This window comes from Brevundimonas bacteroides DSM 4726, from assembly GCF_000701445.1.
Classification (GTDB): Bacteria; Pseudomonadota; Alphaproteobacteria; order Caulobacterales; family Caulobacteraceae; genus Brevundimonas; species Brevundimonas bacteroides.
This window is the reverse complement of sequence record NZ_JNIX01000001.1, coordinates 104,749-120,059: the sequence shown is the minus strand read 5'-3', so window position 1 is coordinate 120,059 and position 15,311 is coordinate 104,749. Positions and strand designations below refer to the sequence as shown.

Below are 15,311 nucleotides of genomic sequence, written 5' to 3'. Positions count from 1 at the left end.
CAGTCGTCTTTCGCCGAAACAACATTCCATACGGTCTCCGGGCGAAGGCCCGGCTGCTCCGCCCGCCCTTCCCACCCGTTCACAGCGGAAGAGCGATGGCGCATGGCCCTACCGGTTCAGCGCCGCCCGTCCCGCCGGAGCATAGCGATCGCCGACCACCGCCTCCTTCGGAAACGCTGCCTCGATCCGCGCCAGATCCTCGGACGTCAGCGCGATGTCGACCGCCGCGATGTTCTCATCCAGGGTCCGCACCCGCCGCGTTCCGGGGATCGGCACCAGCGCCTCCCCCTGCGCCAGCACCCAGGCCAACGCCAGCTGCGCCGCCGTCACGCCCTTGTCCTTCGCGATCGCCGTGACCGCATGAACCAGGTCGATGTTCTTCTGGAAGTTCTCGCCCTGGAACCGCGGGTTCGACCGTCGGAAGTCGCCCTCCTCCAGATCGTCGATCGACTTGATCTCGCCCGACAGGAACCCGCGCCCAAGCGGGCTGTAGGGCACAAAGCCGATGCCCAGCTCATCGCACAGCGCCAGAAGCTCGTCTTCCGGCTCGCGCGACCACAGCGAATACTCCGTCTGCAAGGCCGTGATCGGATGCGTCGCGTGGGCCTTCCTCAGCGTCACGGGTGCGGCTTCCGACAGCCCCAGGAACCGCACCTTGCCCTCCGCGACCAGCTCGGCCATCGCGCCCACGGTCTCCTCGATCGGCGTATCGGGATCGACACGGTGCAGATAGTAGAGATCGACGTGGTCGGTGTTCAGCCGCTTGAGGCTGCCCTCGATCGCGCGCCGCACATTGGCGGGCGAGCCGTCGACCTTCAGCGCCGTGCGGTCGGCGTTCCAGCCGATGCCGAACTTGGTCGCGAGGAAGACCCCGTCGCGCTTGCCGGCGAAGGCCCGACCCAGCAGCTCCTCGTTCGTGTATGGGCCGTACATCTCGGCGGTATCGAACAGGGTGACCCCCAGATCGAGCGCCCGGTGCAGCACCGAGGTCGCGGTCACCTCGTCGGACGGCGCGCCGTAGAAGGCGCTCATGCCCATGCAGCCGAGGCCGAGAGCGGAGACTTCGGGGCCATTCTTGCCAAGGCGACGGATGTTCATGAGCGGGCTCCGTTAGGGTTTCCGCCACAAAATCGGCGCCCGCCTCATGGATCACAAGGGCGAGGGGTCGCACCGCGAACCGATTGAGCCAACAGTCGGATTCCGGCATGGTCCCTGCTTGACGACCGAACGCAGACCGCGCGTCGATCCCGGATCGAGACCGCGACGCGCATCACGGGGGGCCGCCGCCTTGACCGATTTCCGCCGACGCGCGCTGGCCGCGCCGACGATCGCCATTGCGGCCCCGCTCGCGGCACTGGCCCTGTCCGTCTTCGCCCCCCCCGCTCTCGCCGCGCCCGAGCCCTACGAGGCGGTTGTCGCTGACGAAGAGCAGAACACGCTGCGTATCACCCCCAGCGCCCTCTCGAACGCCGACCGGCTCAACTACACCACCGCCTTCGACGCCCTTCGGCGTGGGGATCTCGACGCCGCCCGCGACGCCGCGCGTCAGGCCGATGATCGCGTCCTGCTGGGACAGGTCGAGTTCGAACGGCTGTTTCACCCGGACTACACGGCGACCTTCGAGGAGCTGTCGGCCTGGCTGAACGACTACGCCGATCTGCCGAGCGCCCAGCGGGTTCATGCGCTCGCCATGCGACGGCGTCCCGATGGGGCGCCGGAACCGCGCCGACCCGCCGGCGTCTACGTCACCCGGACCTGGGACGCGGTCGCGGCCGGCGGCGGCAACTCCGAGGCCGATCCGGCGCGCGCGGCCCGTGTCGCCCTCAACCGCGACGACCTGCCCACGGCGATCACGCTCGGCGAACAGATCGGCGACTGGTGGACGGTCGGGTTGGCCGCCTGGCGTACCGGCGATTACCCGCGCGCCTTCTCCGCCTTCGAGCGCGTCGCCGTCGACCCCACCGAGGACGCCTGGACTCGCGCCGGTGCAGCTTACTGGACGGCCCGCGCCGCTGGTCAGACCGGCCGCCAGGACCGCATCACCGAGTTCCTGCGCCTCGCCGCCCGCTGGCCTGCGACCTTCTACGGCCAGATCGCGCTTCGCCAGCTTGGCCAGGAAGCGACGATCATCAACGGTGGCCCGGTGCCCTACGACGCCGTCCAGGCCGCTTCGCTGATGGACGAGCCCGCCGGCGTCAACCAGCGCGAGATGGACGCCTTCCTGCGCGAGGAGCCCCGCGCCCGTCGCGCCGTCGCCCTCTTCGAGGTCGGCCGCCGCGGCGACGCCCGCGATGAACTCAGGAACGGCCTGCGCACCGCCGGCGACGCCACCCGTCGCCTCTGGACCGGCCTTGCCCGCGTGCTCGGCCCGCGGCTCGGCGGCTCGGCGGCCAACGACGCCTCGCGCATCGACGCCGCCGACTATCCCCAGCCCGAGATCAATCCGGAAGGCGGCTGGACGCTGGAACGCTCCCTCGTTTACGCCATCGCTCGCAAGGAAAGCGGCTTCAACGCCGAGGCCCGCTCACCCGTCGGCGCCTATGGCATGATGCAGGTCATGCCTACGACCGCAGCCGAGATGACCGGTGATCGCGGCTTCGTCTCCGATCCGCGCCGCCTGTTCCAGCCGGCTACAAACGTCCGCCTCGGCCAGGAATACGTCAACCGCATGCTGGCCCGGCCCGAGTTCCAGGGCGACCTGCTGCGCGCCGTCTCCAGCTACAATGCCGGCCCGCGCCCGATGATCGAGGCGCTCCGCCGCCTCGGCCCCGACCCTGATCCCCTGCTGCTCATCGAAACCATCGACGTGCCGCAGGCCCGCGAATACGTCGAAAAGGTCGTCGCCGCCTACTGGATCTATCAGCGTCTGGCCGGCCGTCCGCTGAACACGCTCGACGCCGTCGTCGCGGGCCAGCGCCACATCCCGATCAGCCTGGACCATGTCCCGCCGCCGCCATCAGAACAGGCTCCCGCCCCGCAGCTGGCCTCGGCGCCCGCGACCGGCGCCCGCTAGAGCAGGCTTCCTACCAGCGAGGCGCACAGGCAGCAGCCGACAAGAATGAACAGCCCATAGCTCATCAGGCTGGGGCGGCCCCGGACGGGTTCTGGCGAGCGCTCAGTCGACATGGCGGTTCCCGAAATCGTCGCTCAGTATAACGGCGATCCCTTAAGCCCGGGTTCGCCATCGCCCTTAACGGCGCGTTCGCCATCCTAAAGAGGTGAGCGCTTCGCCAGTTCCGTCCACGCCAGGAAATCCGGCTGCCGCAGCAGTTCCGCCGCATAGGCCGCCGCCGTCCCGTCGTCGCCATGCGCGGCCAGATCGATCCGATAGTGCCGGAACCGGCACGCCACCGGCGTCAGGAAGGCGTCCGCCATCGACCACTCGCCAAACAGATACGGCCCGCCCGCCCCGAACCGGGACCGCATCGTCACCATGATCTCGACGAGCCGCCGCACATCCGCCGCCACAGCCTCGCTCGTCGGCGGACCGGCCCGGTCCTCGCCGACCATCGTATGGACCACGCCGTGCGCGTCCTGGCCCATCGCGCATTCCGTCCGCAACGCCCCGAACCCCGAATGCATCTCGCACACGACCGACCGCGCCAGCCACCGCGCCGCTGCATCGGCCGGCCACAGCTTCGCATCCGGATACCGCTCCGCCGCCCAGACCGAGATCGCCAGCGAGTCCCAGATGGTTTCGCCGTCGACCTTCAGCAGCGGCACCTTCCCGGACGGCGACACCTCCGCCAGCCGCTCCTTCCAGCCCTCGCCGTACAGCGGGATTTCGGTCAGGGCGAACTCCGCCCCGCACCGCTTCAGCACCAGCCAGGGCCTCAGCGACCAGGTCGAAAAGGCGATGTTGCCGACGATCAGTTCCATTCTTGGCGTCTCCCCTGCCCCGCGATTCCTTGACATAGGCGGGCCGCACCGCCTTTACCCCGCCCCATGATCAGCCGCTATGCCCGCCCCGACGCCGTCGCCCTGTGGTCGCCGGAGACCAAATACCGGATCTGGTTCGAGATCGAGGCCCATGCCGCGACCAAGATGGCCGAGCTGGGCGTCATTCCCCGCGAGGCCGCCGACGCCATCTGGGCCAAGGGCAGGAACGCGGTCTGGGACTCGGACCGCATCGACGAGATCGAGCGCACCACCAAGCACGACGTCATCGCTTTCCTGACCCACGTCTCCGAGACCGTCGGCGAGGAGGCCCGCTTCCTCCACCAAGGCATGACGTCGTCGGACGTGCTCGACACCTGCTTCGCCGTCCAACTGGCCCGCGCCTCGGATCTGCTGATCGCCGGCGTCGACCGGGTGCTCGCCGCGCTTGAGACCCGCTCGAAGGAACACAAGTTCACGCCGTGCGTCGGCCGCAGCCACGGGATCCACGCCGAGCCCGTCACCTTCGGCCTCAAGCTGGCCGGCTACCACGCCGAGTTTCAGCGTGCACGACGCCGCCTACTGACGGCGCGAGAGGAAATCGCCACCTGCGCCATCTCCGGCGCCGTGGGGACCTTCGCCAACGTTGATCCGGCTGTGGAGGAATACGTCGCCGAGAAGATGGGCCTGACCATCGAGCCGGTCTCGACGCAGGTCATCCCCCGCGATCGGCACGCCGCCTTCTTCGCCTCGCTGGGCGTCGTCGCCTCCTCGGTTGAACGCCTCGCCATCGAGATCCGCCACCTCCAGCGCACCGAGGTGCTGGAAGCCGAGGAGCCGTTCGATCCGGGCCAGAAGGGCTCATCGGCCATGCCGCACAAGCGCAACCCCATCCTGACCGAGAACCTGACCGGCCTCGCCCGCCTGGTCCGGTCGGCCGTGACGCCCGCCATGGAGAACGTCGCCCTTTGGCACGAGCGCGACATCAGCCATTCCTCGGTCGAGCGCGGCATCGGGCCGGACGCGACCATCCACCTGGACTTCGCGCTCCATCGTCTGGCGATGGTCGTCGAGCGGCTGGTCGTCTATCCCGAGAACATGGCGAAGAACCTCGACCGCCTCGGCGGTCTGGTCCACTCCCAGCGCGTGCTCCTGGCCCTGACCCAAGCGGGCGTCTCGCGTGAGGACGGTTACGCGGCGGTTCAGAGGAACGCCATGAAGGTCTGGCGCGGCGAAGGGAACTTCCTCGACTTCCTCAAGGCCGACCCGGACGTCGTCGTCCCGGACGCAGAGCTCGATGCGCTGTTCGACCTGGGCTACCACACCAAGCACGTGGACACCGTGTTCAAGCGGGTGTTCGGTTAGGCCGTGTCCGACCTGATCCGCCTGAACCCCAAGCTCGACGCCCGCGACTATGCCGGCGAGTTCCGGCGCGACGGCGTCGTCCAGGTTTTCGACTTCCTGACGCCTGACAGCGCCGACCGGATCGAGGCAGCGCTCAAGACCGCCACACCTTGGGGCCTGTCGCTTTCAGATGCTCAAGGGCGAGGCGAATGGCTGTCGCCACCGATGCTTCAATCGCTCGGCCGCGACGGCGTGGCGGCCAAGGCCCGCGTGGCGTTGGAGGCCGCACGCACCGGCTTCGGCTTCAGCTACCTCGCCTATCCGATCATCGAGGCCCTCGTGAACGGCCGCGATCCCGGTCATCCCACCCACGCACTGGTCGAACTGCTTAACAGCCCCGAGGCTCGCGATTTCTGCGCCGCCGTGGCTGGCGAAACCGGCATCACCAAGATCGACGCCCAGGCGACCCTGTTTCGGCCCGGCGACTTCCTGACGCTGCACAACGACACGGGCGTGGGCGAGCGCCGCGCCGCCTACACCATCGGCCTGACCCGCGACTGGCGCACCGACTGGGGCGGCCAGCTCCTGTTCCATAACGAGGCCGGTGACATCACGCGCGGCCTGCGCCCGCAGTTCAACGTCCTGACGCTGTTCAAGGCCCCGCAGTGGCACTCGGTGGCGCCCGTCGCGCCCTACGCCGGCGCGCCCCGCCTGTCGATCACCGGCTGGCTGCGGGACGATCCACCCGTCGGCTGAGGGCCTGCGTCGCCCTGTCGCGCCGGAAAACGTGATCGCCGAGGCATCCTTTGTGAAGCTCAGCCGTCTTTGCTCCGACGCCGCCCGCAGCCTTCGCTGACGGGCGCGCGCGTATTCAGGAGTCTGACCCCATGAACACCCGCATTCTCACCCTTTCCGTCGCCTCGGCCGCCATCCTGGGCCTGGCCGCCTGCAACTCGGGCGGCGAGACCGAAGCCCCGGCCGCCGACGCCGCTGCCACCGACACGGCCGCGATGGAGCCGGCCGCCCCGGCCGCGACAGGCACGGTCGTCACCGTCGCCCAGGGCAATCCGGACTTCACCACCCTGGTCAGCGCCGTCCAGGCCGCCGAACTGGTCGAGACGCTGAATGGCGCCGGCCCCTTCACGGTCTTCGCCCCGACCAACGCCGCCTTCGAAAAGATCCCCGCCGCCACGCGCGAGAGCCTGATGGCCCCGGCCGGAAAGGCCGACCTGACGGGCATCCTGACCTACCACGTCGTCCCGGGCAACGTCAGCGCCGCGGCCCTGGCCGAACAGATCACCGCCGGCGGCGGTCAGGCCCAGTTGACCACGGTGCAAGGCGGCACCCTGACGGCGCGCGCCAACGCCGACGGCTCCATCACCCTGACCGATGCGGCGGGCAACACCTCGCGCGTCGTCCAGGCCGATGTGGCCGCGACCAACGGCGTGATCCACGCCATCGATACGGTCGTGATGCCGGGCTGATTTTTCCAGTGAACCAAATGTCGTGCGCTGCATTTCGATGGGGCGCACGACGCAAGGATATCGGGTGAGGCTTCCCCCCAGGCCCCCGATGGAGGAAGGGCCGCAGACCCCCCGCTGCGGCCCTTTTTCGCGTCCCAGCGCCATCATCGCGCTGTTTCGATTACGGAAATTTAAGCGTCACGGTTCGCGTCCGCGACCCATGTCGCCCGGTAGCTCCCTGTGAGCCGCCCCGCACCGAGGGCGGCCTTGCACAGGAGACTTCCCCGATGACCCGAGTTTCACGTTCGCTCCTCGCCGCCTCGGCGCTTGTCCTCACCGCGACGGCGGCGACGGCTCACGACCGGCCCCGCGCCGCACGCCCCGCTCATGCCGCAGCGGCCTCGACCACCCTGGTCGGCGTCGCCGCCGCCAATCCCGACTTCTCGACCCTGGTCGCGGCGGTGCAGGCGGCAGGCCTCGCCGACACCCTGGCCGGCGGCGGTCCTTTCACCGTCTTCGCCCCGACCAACGCCGCCTTCGAGACCCTGCCCGACGGCGCGGTCGAGCGTCTGGTCCAGCCGCGCCAGCGGGGCCAGCTGACCCGCATCCTGACCTATCACGTCGTGCCCGGCCGCATCTCCGCGGCCGACCTCGCCACCGCCGTGCGCGTCGGCGGCGGCAGCGCGACGCTGACGACGGTTGAGGGTGGACGGCTGACCGCCCAGGACGCCGGACGCGGCCGTCTGCGCCTGACCGATTCGACCGGCGAGACCTTCTGGATCACCGCTGCCGACGTGAACGCCTCAAACGGCGTCATCCACGTCATCGACGGCGTCCTGACGCCCGGCCACTGACGGCTGGCGCACAGCAAAACGGCCGGCGGAGCGATCCGCCGGCCGTCATGATTCTGAAAAGGCTCTAAGCCTATTCGCCGGCGCGGACCTGTTCGCGCGCGACCGAAGCCAGTTCATCCATCTTGGAGCGAATCTCGCCCTCCGACACGCTGATGCCCGAACCCTTGAAGTCCTGATCCAGCTTGCGGAACACGTCTTCCTCGCCGGGCTGCTCGAAGTCGGCGCGCACCACCGCCTTGGCGTAGTCCTCGGCCGATTCCGGGCTCAGCCCCATTTTCTCGGCCGCCCACAGGCCCAGCAGCTTGTTGCGGCGGGCGATGGCCTTGAACTCTTGCTCCTGATCGAGGGCGTACTTGGACTCAAAGCCCTTTTCCCGATCGTTGAAGGTCGTCATGCGTGGTCGTGGCTCCTCGGGCCGACCGCGAACGGGTCAGCGGCCGTGGTCTATATCCCCCATCGGCTCCAAGGCAATGGATAACGGCTTGCAGGCGGACGGTCGTGCACGGATCAAGCCCGGTGTGGCGCGGCGGTCTCGCTCCGGGTCGGCGTTTGTGTCGCAGGGCGATTTCGGCTAAGTCGGGCGCGAAACATTCCCCGCTCAGCTCGAGACCGGATCGCGCCGCCCAGACGAACCCTCTGGCCGCGCGATTTTCGTTTTCGGCGACGCCCAGAGAGGCCCGGTCAAGGACCGACATGATGACCCCCAAGCGCAAGAAGATCTACGAGGGCAAGGCCAAGATCCTCTATGAGGGCCCCGAGCCCGGCACCCTGATCCAGTACTTCAAGGACGACGCCACCGCCTTCAACGCTCAGAAGAAGGCGACGCTGGAAGGCAAGGGCGTGCTGAACAACAAGATCAGCGAGTTCATCATGATGCGGCTGAACGGCATCGGGGTGACCAACCACTTCATCAAGCGGCTGAACCTGCGCGAACAGCTGATCCGCGAGGTCGAGATCATCCCGCTGGAGGTCGTCTGCCGCAACATCGTCGCCGGCTCGCTGAGCCAGCGCCTGGGCATCGAAGAGGGCACGCCGCTGCCCCGCTCCATCATCGAATTCTACTACAAGAAGGACGAGCTCAACGACCCGATGGTCACCGAGGAGCACATCACGGCCTTCAACTGGGCGAGCACCCAGGAGATCGACGACATCCTGGCCATGACGCTGCGGGTGAACGACTATCTGTCGGGCATGTTCGGGGCCGTCGGCATCACACTCGTGGACTTCAAGATCGAGTTCGGCCGGGTTTGGGAGAACGACTTCGCCCGCATCATCCTGGCCGACGAGATCAGCCCCGACAGCTGCCGGCTATGGGACAGCTCCACCGGCGAGAAGCTGGACAAGGACCGCTTCCGCCGCGACTTGGGCAACGTCATCGAGAGCTACGCCGAGGTGGCGCGCCGCCTGGGCATCATGAAGGACATGCCGACCGTGATTCAGGGGGGACTGCACTGATGGCCAAGGTCAAGGTTCACGTCTTCCTCAAGCCCGGCGTGCTGGACGTCCAGGGCAAGGCCGTCGAAGGCGCCCTGAAGGGGCTCGGCTGGGGCGGCGTGTCGAACGCCCGCGTCGGCAAGCTCATAGAGTTCGACCTCGACGGCGCCCAGGACCCCGCCGCCGAGGCGAAGAAGATGTGCGAGATCTTGCTCGCCAACACCGTCATCGAGAGCTACCGCATCGAGTTCAAGTAGAGGCCGAGGCATGGAAGAAGACGCTGTCGTGAAGCCGCAGGGTGGACCGGAAACGGCCCCCGATCTGCTGGTCTACGATCTGTCGAAGTACCTTCTGTCGCTGTGCCTTCTGATCCTGGGCGCTGTCCTGACGTTCCAGCAGACCGAAGCAGCGGATATTCCGACCGAAGCCTTGATCCTCGTGATCGCCGCTCTCGCTGTCAGCGGTCTATTGTCCCTATCGTGCATCAACCAGGTGGTGACCGCTCGCCAGGCTGCTAAGCCTGCACGGCATATCGGCCTCTTGAACCGTCTCGCGCTCGGCTTCCTGGGCATGGGCGTCGGCGGGTTTCTGGTGATTTGGACCCAGCAGTTGCTCTGAACAGGCACGCCACCGCGCATCGCACGTTCATGCCTCACCACTTGGGAGTCTCACGATGGCCTTCACCCTGATCTCGAACGACTTCAAGGACAGCGAGACCCTGCCGGACGCGCAGGTCTACGCCCACGGCAACCGCTCGCCGCATCTAAAATGGTCCGGCGCGCCGGAAGGGACGAAGTCCTTCGCCATCACCTGCTACGATCCAGACGCCCCGACCGGCTCCGGCTTCTGGCACTGGACCGTCGCCAACATCCCCGCCGACGTCACCGAGATCGCGGCAGGCGCCCCGGTCCCGTCGGGCGCCGTCGAGGGCCGCACCGACTTTGGCCAACCGGGCTTCGGCGGAGCCGCGCCGCCGGCGGGTCACGGGCCGCACCGCTACATCTTCACCGTCTTCGCGGTGGACGTCGACAAGCTGGACGTGACGCCGGAGGACAGCGGGGCCAAGTTCGGCTTCAACCTCCACTTCCACACCCTCGCCAAGGCGCAGATCACGGGCGTCTACGAGAACAAGGGCTGAGGCCATCCACGGGGGCGATGCGATGAGACAGATTGCACTAACGGCCATGCTGGCGGCGCTCGCGGTCGCGACCCCCGCCACGGCCCGGCAAGACGCGCAGACCGCACCGGCCGAAGCCACGGCGACGCCCGCAGGCATTCCTCTGGACAGCGCCTGGCGGCGGGCCGTCCATGCCCATGCGCAGCAGAACATGGCCCACCCAAGCTGGGGCTGGCGGCACTCCGAGCGCAATTATCTGCTGGCCCTGTCGCTGGCCGAGGCCGAGGGGCTGAGCGTCGATGCCGACGTCCTGTTCGCCGCCGCTTTCCTGCACGACTGGGGCGGCATCGCGCCGTTCGCCGCGCCGGGCGTGGACCACGCCGTGCGCTCGGTCGAATTGGCCGAGCCCTTCCTACGCGACGCGGGCTTTCCGATGGAGAAGTTCCCCGCCGTCCGCGCCGCCATCCTCGGCCACATGTACGACAAGGAGCCCGAAGGCCCTGAGGCCATCGTCATGCACGACGCCGATGCGCTGGATTTCCTCGGTGCGCTGGGTTCCGCCCGGCTGCTTGCGGCCACCGGCGAGGGCGACGACTACGACCTGGCGCTCCGTCGCATCGAGCGCTTCGCCGTCGACATCCCGCCCCGCCTGAAGACCGAGGCCGCCCAGCGCATGGCTCCTGACCGCGTCGCGGTCATGACCGAGTTCCTCGCCCGCGTGCGGAGCGAAACGCCGGAGGGCGCGCGCCCCTGACAGGGGCCGCGAACCCTGCTACACGCCCGCGCCATGAGCGCCGCCGTCATCGTCTTCCCCGGGTCCAACTGCGACCGCGACTGCAAGGTCGCCATCGAGCGGTCCACGAACGAGCGGGTCGAGATGGTCTGGCACCAGGAGACCGAGCTGCCCAAGGGCCTCGATCTGATCGTCCTGCCGGGCGGCTTCTCCTACGGCGATTATCTGCGCTGCGGCGCCATGGCGGCCCAGTCGCCGGTCATGCAGGCGGTCAAGAAGGCCGCGGACGACGGCGTGGCCGTGGTCGGCATCTGCAACGGCTTCCAAATCCTGTGCGAGGCCGGGATGTTGCCGGGCGCCCTGCTGAGGAACGCCGGGCTGAAATACGTCTGCAAACCGATCACCCTGGAAGTCACGAACGGCCAGACGCGGTTCACCGCCGGCTATCAGGGCCAGCGCGAGGTGGTCATGACCCAGGGCAACGGCGACGGAAACTACTTCGCCGACGCCGAGACCCTGGCCCGCATCGAGGGCGAGGGCCAGGTCGTGTTCCGCTACGTCGACAATCCCAACGGCTCGGTCGGCGACATCGCGGGCCTGCAGAACGCGCGCGGCAATGTGCTCGGCATGATGCCCCACCCCGACCGTGCCTTCGAGGCCGAGCTGGGCTCGGCGGACGGCGCGGTCCTGTTCCGGTCGATCTACGCGGCCGCCTAGACCTCGTCTTAGTCGACGGCCTCGTCGTCGGTGGCGTTTTCCAGCTCGCCGTCGTCAGAGCCGTAGCCGGTGTCGTCCTCATCCAGGCCGCCCTCTTCGTCAGAGCCGAGCACGGAGGTGTTCTCGTCGAGCAGGTCTTGATCGATCTCATCGTCGTCGTCCTGCGACGCGGACTGGGAGTCGCGCTCCTCTTTCGGCGCGGCGACGGTGTTGCCGACATCACCCTGCTGATTGAGTTCGCGCTCGCCCATGCCCAGTCCCTGCTCGCGGCCGCGCGTGGCCTCGACGTCGGTGGGATCAAAGGTCTCGTCGGTGTTGGTCGCGTCGGTCATCGTGGCTCTCCGCTGCCAGGGGCGCGGAACAGCCCGCGCCCACACTCGCCGTAACCCGCGCTCTGCTCGCGCGTTTCAGCTTGGCCGCAGACTTATTTGCCGCACACGCGAAGGTGAACCGCGCGGCTGCGAAGGCGTAGAACACCTCGAGAAGGAGCCCGCCATGTCATCCATCGTCCGCCCGTCTGGCGCCGACCGAACCCGCCGCATGCTCGTGCTGGCCGCAGCCCTGTTCGCCGTGGTGGCGGGTCAGTTGCAGCAGTTCGCCGGGCTGGGCCAGACGCCGGCCGAGTTCTCGGCCGACAGCGATGCGACGCTGCGGGTGGTCGGCTGGGCCTTCGCCATCTGGGGGCCGATCTATTTCGGCCTGATCGCCTATGCTGTGCGCCAGGTGCTGCCCCAGACCGGCGAGAGCGACATCCTGCGGGCGTTCGGATGGCCGTCGGTGCTCGCGCTGCTCGGCATCGGCTGGTGGATTTTGGCGGCGGCGTGGGACGCGGAGGTCGCGACCATCGTGCTGATCTTCGGCTCGCTGATTGTGCTGCTGATCCCGCTCCTGACCCATGCCCGTTCGATCCGCGCTCTTCCCAAAGGCGATCGCGACCGGTGGCTGACGGTCTGGCCCCTGGCGGCGCTGGCGGGCTGGCTGACCGTGGCCTCGCCGGTCAATCTGCTGACGGTGGCGACTGGCAACGGCGACCTGCCTGCCGCCCTGCCGCCGACAGCCTGGGCGCTTCTGGCCGTCGCGATCGTCGCGGCCTTCGCCCTGTTTGTGACGTGGCGCGTCCGGGTGCTGGCCTATCCCATTCCCGTCGCCTGGGGCCTGCTCGGCGTCTTCGTGGCGGAGCAGGACAAGGGCAACCTGACACTGGCGTTCGGCGCGCTGGCGGCGTCGCTGATCGTCCTGGGCGGCGCGCTCTGGCTGGTTCTGGGCCTGCGCCGCGACCGTCCCGCCGAAGCCCTGGCCTAGTCGGCCGGGGCGACGGGGCCGCCGCTCAGGCGGCGCTCGTCCGGATCGTGTTCGGGGGCGAAGCTGTTCGCCTCGGTCATCCGCTTGGCGTAGGGCTGCGGCCCAGGATCGCCGCACGGCGAGACGCCGCCGGACCCCAACCGCTCCTCGCGGCCGGAATCGTCGCGGGGATGGCCGGGCTCGGGCAGTGCGTGGGTGTCGTACAGCTCGGGCGGCGGCGCGTCTGGCCCCGCCCCGACGTCGAACACGCCTGGGTCGTCGAAGCCGATGCTGCCCACGCCATGCGCCGAGCCGGTCAGGCGCTGATGGCGGCTGGTCATGGCGACGGCAGGGGCCAGGGCGTTCATCTCGGCCGTCACCGCCGGATCGTTGGAGCGATCCATCTGCTGGTGGTCGGCGGGCGTGGGCGTGGTCTCGGAGCCGGTGCGGGCCATCAGACCCCCTCCCCGTCCACGCCCTCTTCATCCTCGGCGTCCGCGCCGTCGATGGCGTCGTCCGCCTCGCGCGGGTCGATCACCCGGCTCTCGCCCTCGCGGCCGAGCCGTTCGGCGATGGCGGAGGCGCCCGCATCGTCGGCGGCGATCTCGGGCGCCGTGTCGTCGTCCGGCGTCGCGGCGGGGTCGATGGGCTGGTCGGTCATGAGAGCCTCCTTGGCTGTTGATTGAGCGCCGGGGCCCGGTTGCGGTTCCGCGACCGAAAGGTGTCGAGAATGTAATGATGCCGCAGGTTTACTTGGAGCCCCGCCCGGTGAAGATGCCCGCCGGGTGCGCGGGGGGCCGTCCGTCGCGTGCAGTTGCGTCCGCCCATGCCGGACGCCGGCGGAGGAGGAAGCCTTGGATAGACGTCAATTCCTTGCAGCCTGCGGGATCGGAGCGGGCGGCGTGCTGCTGCCGGGCTTCGCCGGGCGGGCCATCGCGGCGAGCCAGCTGACCGAGACCATCGACGTGGCCGTCAAGAAGCGTCTGGCCGATGCAGGCCTTAGCGCCGCGACCGGGGCCGGGGCGTCCTATGCCGACGTGCGCGTGGGGAGGTATCTGCGCCAGTTCGTCATCACGCGGGAGGCCACGGTCCAGAACGTGGTCAATACCGAATCGACGGGCGTGGGCGTGCGGGTCATCGCCGACGGGGCCTGGGGCTTCTCGGCCACCAACACCATGACGCCCGAAGCCGTGGCCGAGGCCGCCCGCCTCGCTGTCGCCATCGCCAAGGCCAACGCCGTCAACCAGACCCAGCCTGTCCAGCTGGCCCCCACGCCCGGCGTCGGCGAGGTCAGCTATCGCACCCCGATCCGGCGCAACGCCATGGAGGTGCCGATCGCCGAGAAGGTCGAGCTGCTGCTGGGCGTCAATGCCGCGGCGACGGCGGCGGGGGCCAACTTCGTGAACTCCCAGCTCTTCCTCGTGAACGAGCAGAAGTATTTCGCCTCGACCGACGGCTCCTACATCGACCAGGACGTCCACCGCATCTGGGCGCCCTTCACCGTAACGGCCGTGGACCCCACCACCGGACGGTTCCGCAGCCGCGAAGGCCTGTCGGCCCCCATGGGCCTCGGCTACGAGTATCTGGACGGCAACGCCGCCGACAAGCTGAACGGCCCCGGCGGCATCATAAGCTACGGCATGTCCTACGACATGCGCGAGGACGCGGAAGCCGCCGCCCGCCAGGCCCGCGAGAAACTGACCGCCAAGTCTGTCGAGCCCGGCCGCTATGACCTGGTGCTCGATCCCAACCACCTGGGCCTGACCATCCACGAATCGGTCGGTCACCCGCTCGAGCTCGACCGGGTGCTGGGCTACGAGGCCAACTACGCGGGCACCAGCTTCGCGACGCTGGACAAGCGCCGCGACCGGTTCCGCTATGGCTCGGAGATCGTCAACCTGTTCGCCGACAAGACCCAGGTCGGCAGCCTGGGCGCCGTGGGCTACGACGACGAAGGCGTGGCCACCAAGCGCTGGCCCCTGGTCGATCAGGGCATTCTGGTCGACTATCAGTGCACCCGCGATCAGGCCCACATCCTGGGCAAGACGGCGTCGGACGGCTGTTCCTACGCCGACAGCTGGTCGACGGTTCAGTTCCAGCGCATGCCCAACGTCTCGCTGGCGCCGGGCCGCACCCCGATGACGGCGGCTGACATGATCGGCAACGTCGAGAACGGCATCTACATCCTGGGCCGCGGCTCCTTCTCGATCGACCAGCAGCGCTACAACGCCCAGTTCGGCGGCACCCTGTTCTACGAGATCAAGAACGGCCAGATCACCCAGCCGCTGGAGGACGTCGCCTATCAGATGCGGACGCCCGAGTTCTGGGCCGCCTGCTCGGCCATCTGCGACGAGAGCGACTATCGCCTGTTCGGCTCCTTCTTCGACGGCAAGGGTCAGCCGTCGCAGGTCTCGGCCGTCAGCCACGGCTCCTCGACCACCCGTTTCGACGGGATCAACGTCATCAACACCGCGCGTTCGCTCGGCTGATCG

19 protein-coding genes are annotated in these 15,311 nt (G+C 68.6%); 13 read left to right on the top strand and 6 right to left on the bottom strand.

From position 1 onward, the window contains the following. Window positions 1-108: 108 nt before the first annotated feature. Window positions 109-1,098, bottom strand: coding sequence for an aldo/keto reductase (locus Q333_RS0100495; protein ID WP_029414785.1), 990 nt, complete (start codon window positions 1,096-1,098; stop codon window positions 109-111). 190 nt (window positions 1,099-1,288) lie between these two features. Here Q333_RS0100495 and Q333_RS0100490 point away from each other — a divergent pair, with 190 nt between their 5' ends. Further along, the gene (locus Q333_RS0100490; RefSeq protein ID WP_051651009.1) at window positions 1,289-3,013 is read left to right on the top strand and encodes a lytic transglycosylase domain-containing protein; all 1,725 of its coding nucleotides are present in this window, start codon (window positions 1,289-1,291) and stop codon (window positions 3,011-3,013) included. 197 nt (window positions 3,014-3,210) lie between these two features. Here Q333_RS0100490 and Q333_RS0100485 read toward each other — a convergent pair whose 3' ends face one another. After that, on the bottom strand, window positions 3,211-3,879 hold the full coding sequence (locus tag Q333_RS0100485; RefSeq protein WP_029414783.1) for a glutathione S-transferase: 669 nt from the start codon (window positions 3,877-3,879) through the stop codon (window positions 3,211-3,213). A gap of 66 nt (window positions 3,880-3,945) precedes the next feature. On the opposite strand from Q333_RS0100485, the gene purB reads away from it, so the two are divergent. The 4 genes from purB (at window position 3,946) to Q333_RS0100465 (ending at window position 7,537) form a co-directional block, all read left to right on the top strand. Next, on the top strand, window positions 3,946-5,241 hold the full coding sequence (gene purB, locus Q333_RS0100480; RefSeq protein ID WP_029414782.1) for an adenylosuccinate lyase: 1,296 nt from the start codon (window positions 3,946-3,948) through the stop codon (window positions 5,239-5,241). Between the two features lie 3 nt (window positions 5,242-5,244). Next, on the top strand, window positions 5,245-5,976 hold the full coding sequence (locus Q333_RS0100475; RefSeq protein WP_029414781.1) for a 2OG-Fe(II) oxygenase family protein: 732 nt from the start codon (window positions 5,245-5,247) through the stop codon (window positions 5,974-5,976). A 131-nt stretch (window positions 5,977-6,107) separates the two neighbouring features. After that, window positions 6,108-6,704, top strand: a complete 597-nt coding sequence (locus Q333_RS0100470; protein WP_029414780.1) for a fasciclin domain-containing protein — start codon at window positions 6,108-6,110, stop codon at window positions 6,702-6,704. A gap of 266 nt (window positions 6,705-6,970) precedes the next feature. After that, window positions 6,971-7,537, top strand: coding sequence for a fasciclin domain-containing protein (locus Q333_RS0100465; RefSeq protein ID WP_029414779.1), 567 nt, complete (start codon window positions 6,971-6,973; stop codon window positions 7,535-7,537). A 70-nt stretch (window positions 7,538-7,607) separates the two neighbouring features. On the opposite strand, the gene Q333_RS0100460 is transcribed toward Q333_RS0100465, so the two are convergent. Beyond that, the gene (locus tag Q333_RS0100460) at window positions 7,608-7,931 is read right to left on the bottom strand and encodes a DUF1476 domain-containing protein (protein ID WP_029414778.1); all 324 of its coding nucleotides are present in this window, start codon (window positions 7,929-7,931) and stop codon (window positions 7,608-7,610) included. Between the two features lie 302 nt (window positions 7,932-8,233). Here Q333_RS0100460 and purC point away from each other — a divergent pair, with 302 nt between their 5' ends. From purC to purQ, 6 genes are read left to right on the top strand one after another with little or no spacing between them, the layout of a single operon-like run. Continuing rightward, on the top strand, window positions 8,234-8,992 hold the full coding sequence (gene purC, locus Q333_RS0100455; RefSeq protein ID WP_029414777.1) for a phosphoribosylaminoimidazolesuccinocarboxamide synthase: 759 nt from the start codon (window positions 8,234-8,236) through the stop codon (window positions 8,990-8,992). Beyond that, entirely contained in the window at window positions 8,992-9,228 is a 237-nt protein-coding gene (gene purS / locus Q333_RS0100450; RefSeq protein WP_029414776.1) for a phosphoribosylformylglycinamidine synthase subunit PurS, read from the top strand. Before purC ends, purS begins: the two co-directional genes overlap by 1 nt. A 10-nt stretch (window positions 9,229-9,238) precedes the next feature. Continuing rightward, the gene (locus Q333_RS0100445; RefSeq protein ID WP_029414775.1) at window positions 9,239-9,589 is read left to right on the top strand and encodes a hypothetical protein; all 351 of its coding nucleotides are present in this window, start codon (window positions 9,239-9,241) and stop codon (window positions 9,587-9,589) included. A gap of 55 nt (window positions 9,590-9,644) precedes the next feature. After that, a complete protein-coding gene (locus Q333_RS0100440; RefSeq protein WP_029414774.1) occupies window positions 9,645-10,109 on the top strand; it encodes a YbhB/YbcL family Raf kinase inhibitor-like protein in 465 nt (154 codons plus the stop codon). Window positions 10,110-10,131: 22 nt separating this feature from the next. Continuing rightward, window positions 10,132-10,842 carry an HD domain-containing protein gene (locus tag Q333_RS16235; RefSeq protein WP_084175561.1) on the top strand — a complete coding sequence of 237 codons (711 nt, stop codon included), beginning with the start codon at window positions 10,132-10,134 and terminating at the stop codon, window positions 10,840-10,842. Window positions 10,843-10,875: 33 nt separating this feature from the next. Then, a complete protein-coding gene (gene purQ, locus Q333_RS0100430; RefSeq protein ID WP_029414772.1) occupies window positions 10,876-11,538 on the top strand; it encodes a phosphoribosylformylglycinamidine synthase subunit PurQ in 663 nt (220 codons plus the stop codon). A gap of 8 nt (window positions 11,539-11,546) precedes the next feature. On the opposite strand, the gene Q333_RS0100425 is transcribed toward purQ, so the two are convergent. Continuing rightward, complete coding sequence (locus Q333_RS0100425) at window positions 11,547-11,870, bottom strand: hypothetical protein (RefSeq protein ID WP_029414771.1); 324 nt, start codon at window positions 11,868-11,870, stop codon at window positions 11,547-11,549. A gap of 163 nt (window positions 11,871-12,033) precedes the next feature. On the opposite strand from Q333_RS0100425, the gene Q333_RS0100420 reads away from it, so the two are divergent. Next, window positions 12,034-12,840, top strand: coding sequence for a hypothetical protein (locus Q333_RS0100420; protein WP_029414770.1), 807 nt, complete (start codon window positions 12,034-12,036; stop codon window positions 12,838-12,840). On the opposite strand, the gene Q333_RS17780 is transcribed toward Q333_RS0100420, so the two are convergent. After that, window positions 12,837-13,274, bottom strand: a complete 438-nt coding sequence (locus Q333_RS17780; RefSeq protein WP_211249667.1) for a hypothetical protein — start codon at window positions 13,272-13,274, stop codon at window positions 12,837-12,839. The genes Q333_RS0100420 and Q333_RS17780 overlap by 4 nt on opposite strands. Beyond that, on the bottom strand, window positions 13,274-13,480 hold the full coding sequence (locus Q333_RS0100410) for a hypothetical protein (RefSeq protein WP_029414768.1): 207 nt from the start codon (window positions 13,478-13,480) through the stop codon (window positions 13,274-13,276). Before Q333_RS0100410 ends, Q333_RS17780 begins: the two co-directional genes overlap by 1 nt. Window positions 13,481-13,673: 193 nt before the next feature. On the opposite strand from Q333_RS0100410, the gene Q333_RS0100405 reads away from it, so the two are divergent. Then, window positions 13,674-15,308, top strand: coding sequence for a TldD/PmbA family protein (locus Q333_RS0100405; RefSeq protein WP_029414767.1), 1,635 nt, complete (start codon window positions 13,674-13,676; stop codon window positions 15,306-15,308). The last annotated feature ends 3 nt before the right edge of the window (window positions 15,309-15,311 follow it).

Excerpts from the sequence above, each read along its gene's own strand:
- Q333_RS16235 (WP_084175561.1), top strand. The coding sequence starts at position 10,132 with ATGAGACAGATTGCACTAACGGCCATGCTGGCGGCGCTCGCGGTCGCG.
- purS (WP_029414776.1), top strand. The coding sequence starts at position 8,992 with ATGGCCAAGGTCAAGGTTCACGTCTTCCTCAAGCCCGGCGTGCTGGAC.
- Q333_RS0100470 (WP_029414780.1), top strand. The coding sequence starts at position 6,108 with ATGAACACCCGCATTCTCACCCTTTCCGTCGCCTCGGCCGCCATCCTG.
- Q333_RS0100465 (WP_029414779.1), top strand. The coding sequence starts at position 6,971 with ATGACCCGAGTTTCACGTTCGCTCCTCGCCGCCTCGGCGCTTGTCCTC.
- Q333_RS0100485 (WP_029414783.1), bottom strand. The coding sequence starts at position 3,879 with ATGGAACTGATCGTCGGCAACATCGCCTTTTCGACCTGGTCGCTGAGG.
- Q333_RS0100460 (WP_029414778.1), bottom strand. The coding sequence starts at position 7,931 with ATGACGACCTTCAACGATCGGGAAAAGGGCTTTGAGTCCAAGTACGCC.
- Q333_RS17780 (WP_211249667.1), bottom strand. The coding sequence starts at position 13,274 with ATGGCCCGCACCGGCTCCGAGACCACGCCCACGCCCGCCGACCACCAG.
- purQ (WP_029414772.1), top strand. The coding sequence starts at position 10,876 with ATGAGCGCCGCCGTCATCGTCTTCCCCGGGTCCAACTGCGACCGCGAC.
- purB (WP_029414782.1), top strand. The coding sequence starts at position 3,946 with ATGATCAGCCGCTATGCCCGCCCCGACGCCGTCGCCCTGTGGTCGCCG.
- Q333_RS0100440 (WP_029414774.1), top strand. The coding sequence starts at position 9,645 with ATGGCCTTCACCCTGATCTCGAACGACTTCAAGGACAGCGAGACCCTG.
- Q333_RS0100410 (WP_029414768.1), bottom strand. The coding sequence starts at position 13,480 with ATGACCGACCAGCCCATCGACCCCGCCGCGACGCCGGACGACGACACG.
- Q333_RS0100445 (WP_029414775.1), top strand. The coding sequence starts at position 9,239 with ATGGAAGAAGACGCTGTCGTGAAGCCGCAGGGTGGACCGGAAACGGCC.
- purC (WP_029414777.1), top strand. The coding sequence starts at position 8,234 with ATGACCCCCAAGCGCAAGAAGATCTACGAGGGCAAGGCCAAGATCCTC.
- Q333_RS0100495 (WP_029414785.1), bottom strand. The coding sequence starts at position 1,098 with ATGAACATCCGTCGCCTTGGCAAGAATGGCCCCGAAGTCTCCGCTCTC.
- Q333_RS0100420 (WP_029414770.1), top strand. The coding sequence starts at position 12,034 with ATGTCATCCATCGTCCGCCCGTCTGGCGCCGACCGAACCCGCCGCATG.
- Q333_RS0100425 (WP_029414771.1), bottom strand. The coding sequence starts at position 11,870 with ATGACCGACGCGACCAACACCGACGAGACCTTTGATCCCACCGACGTC.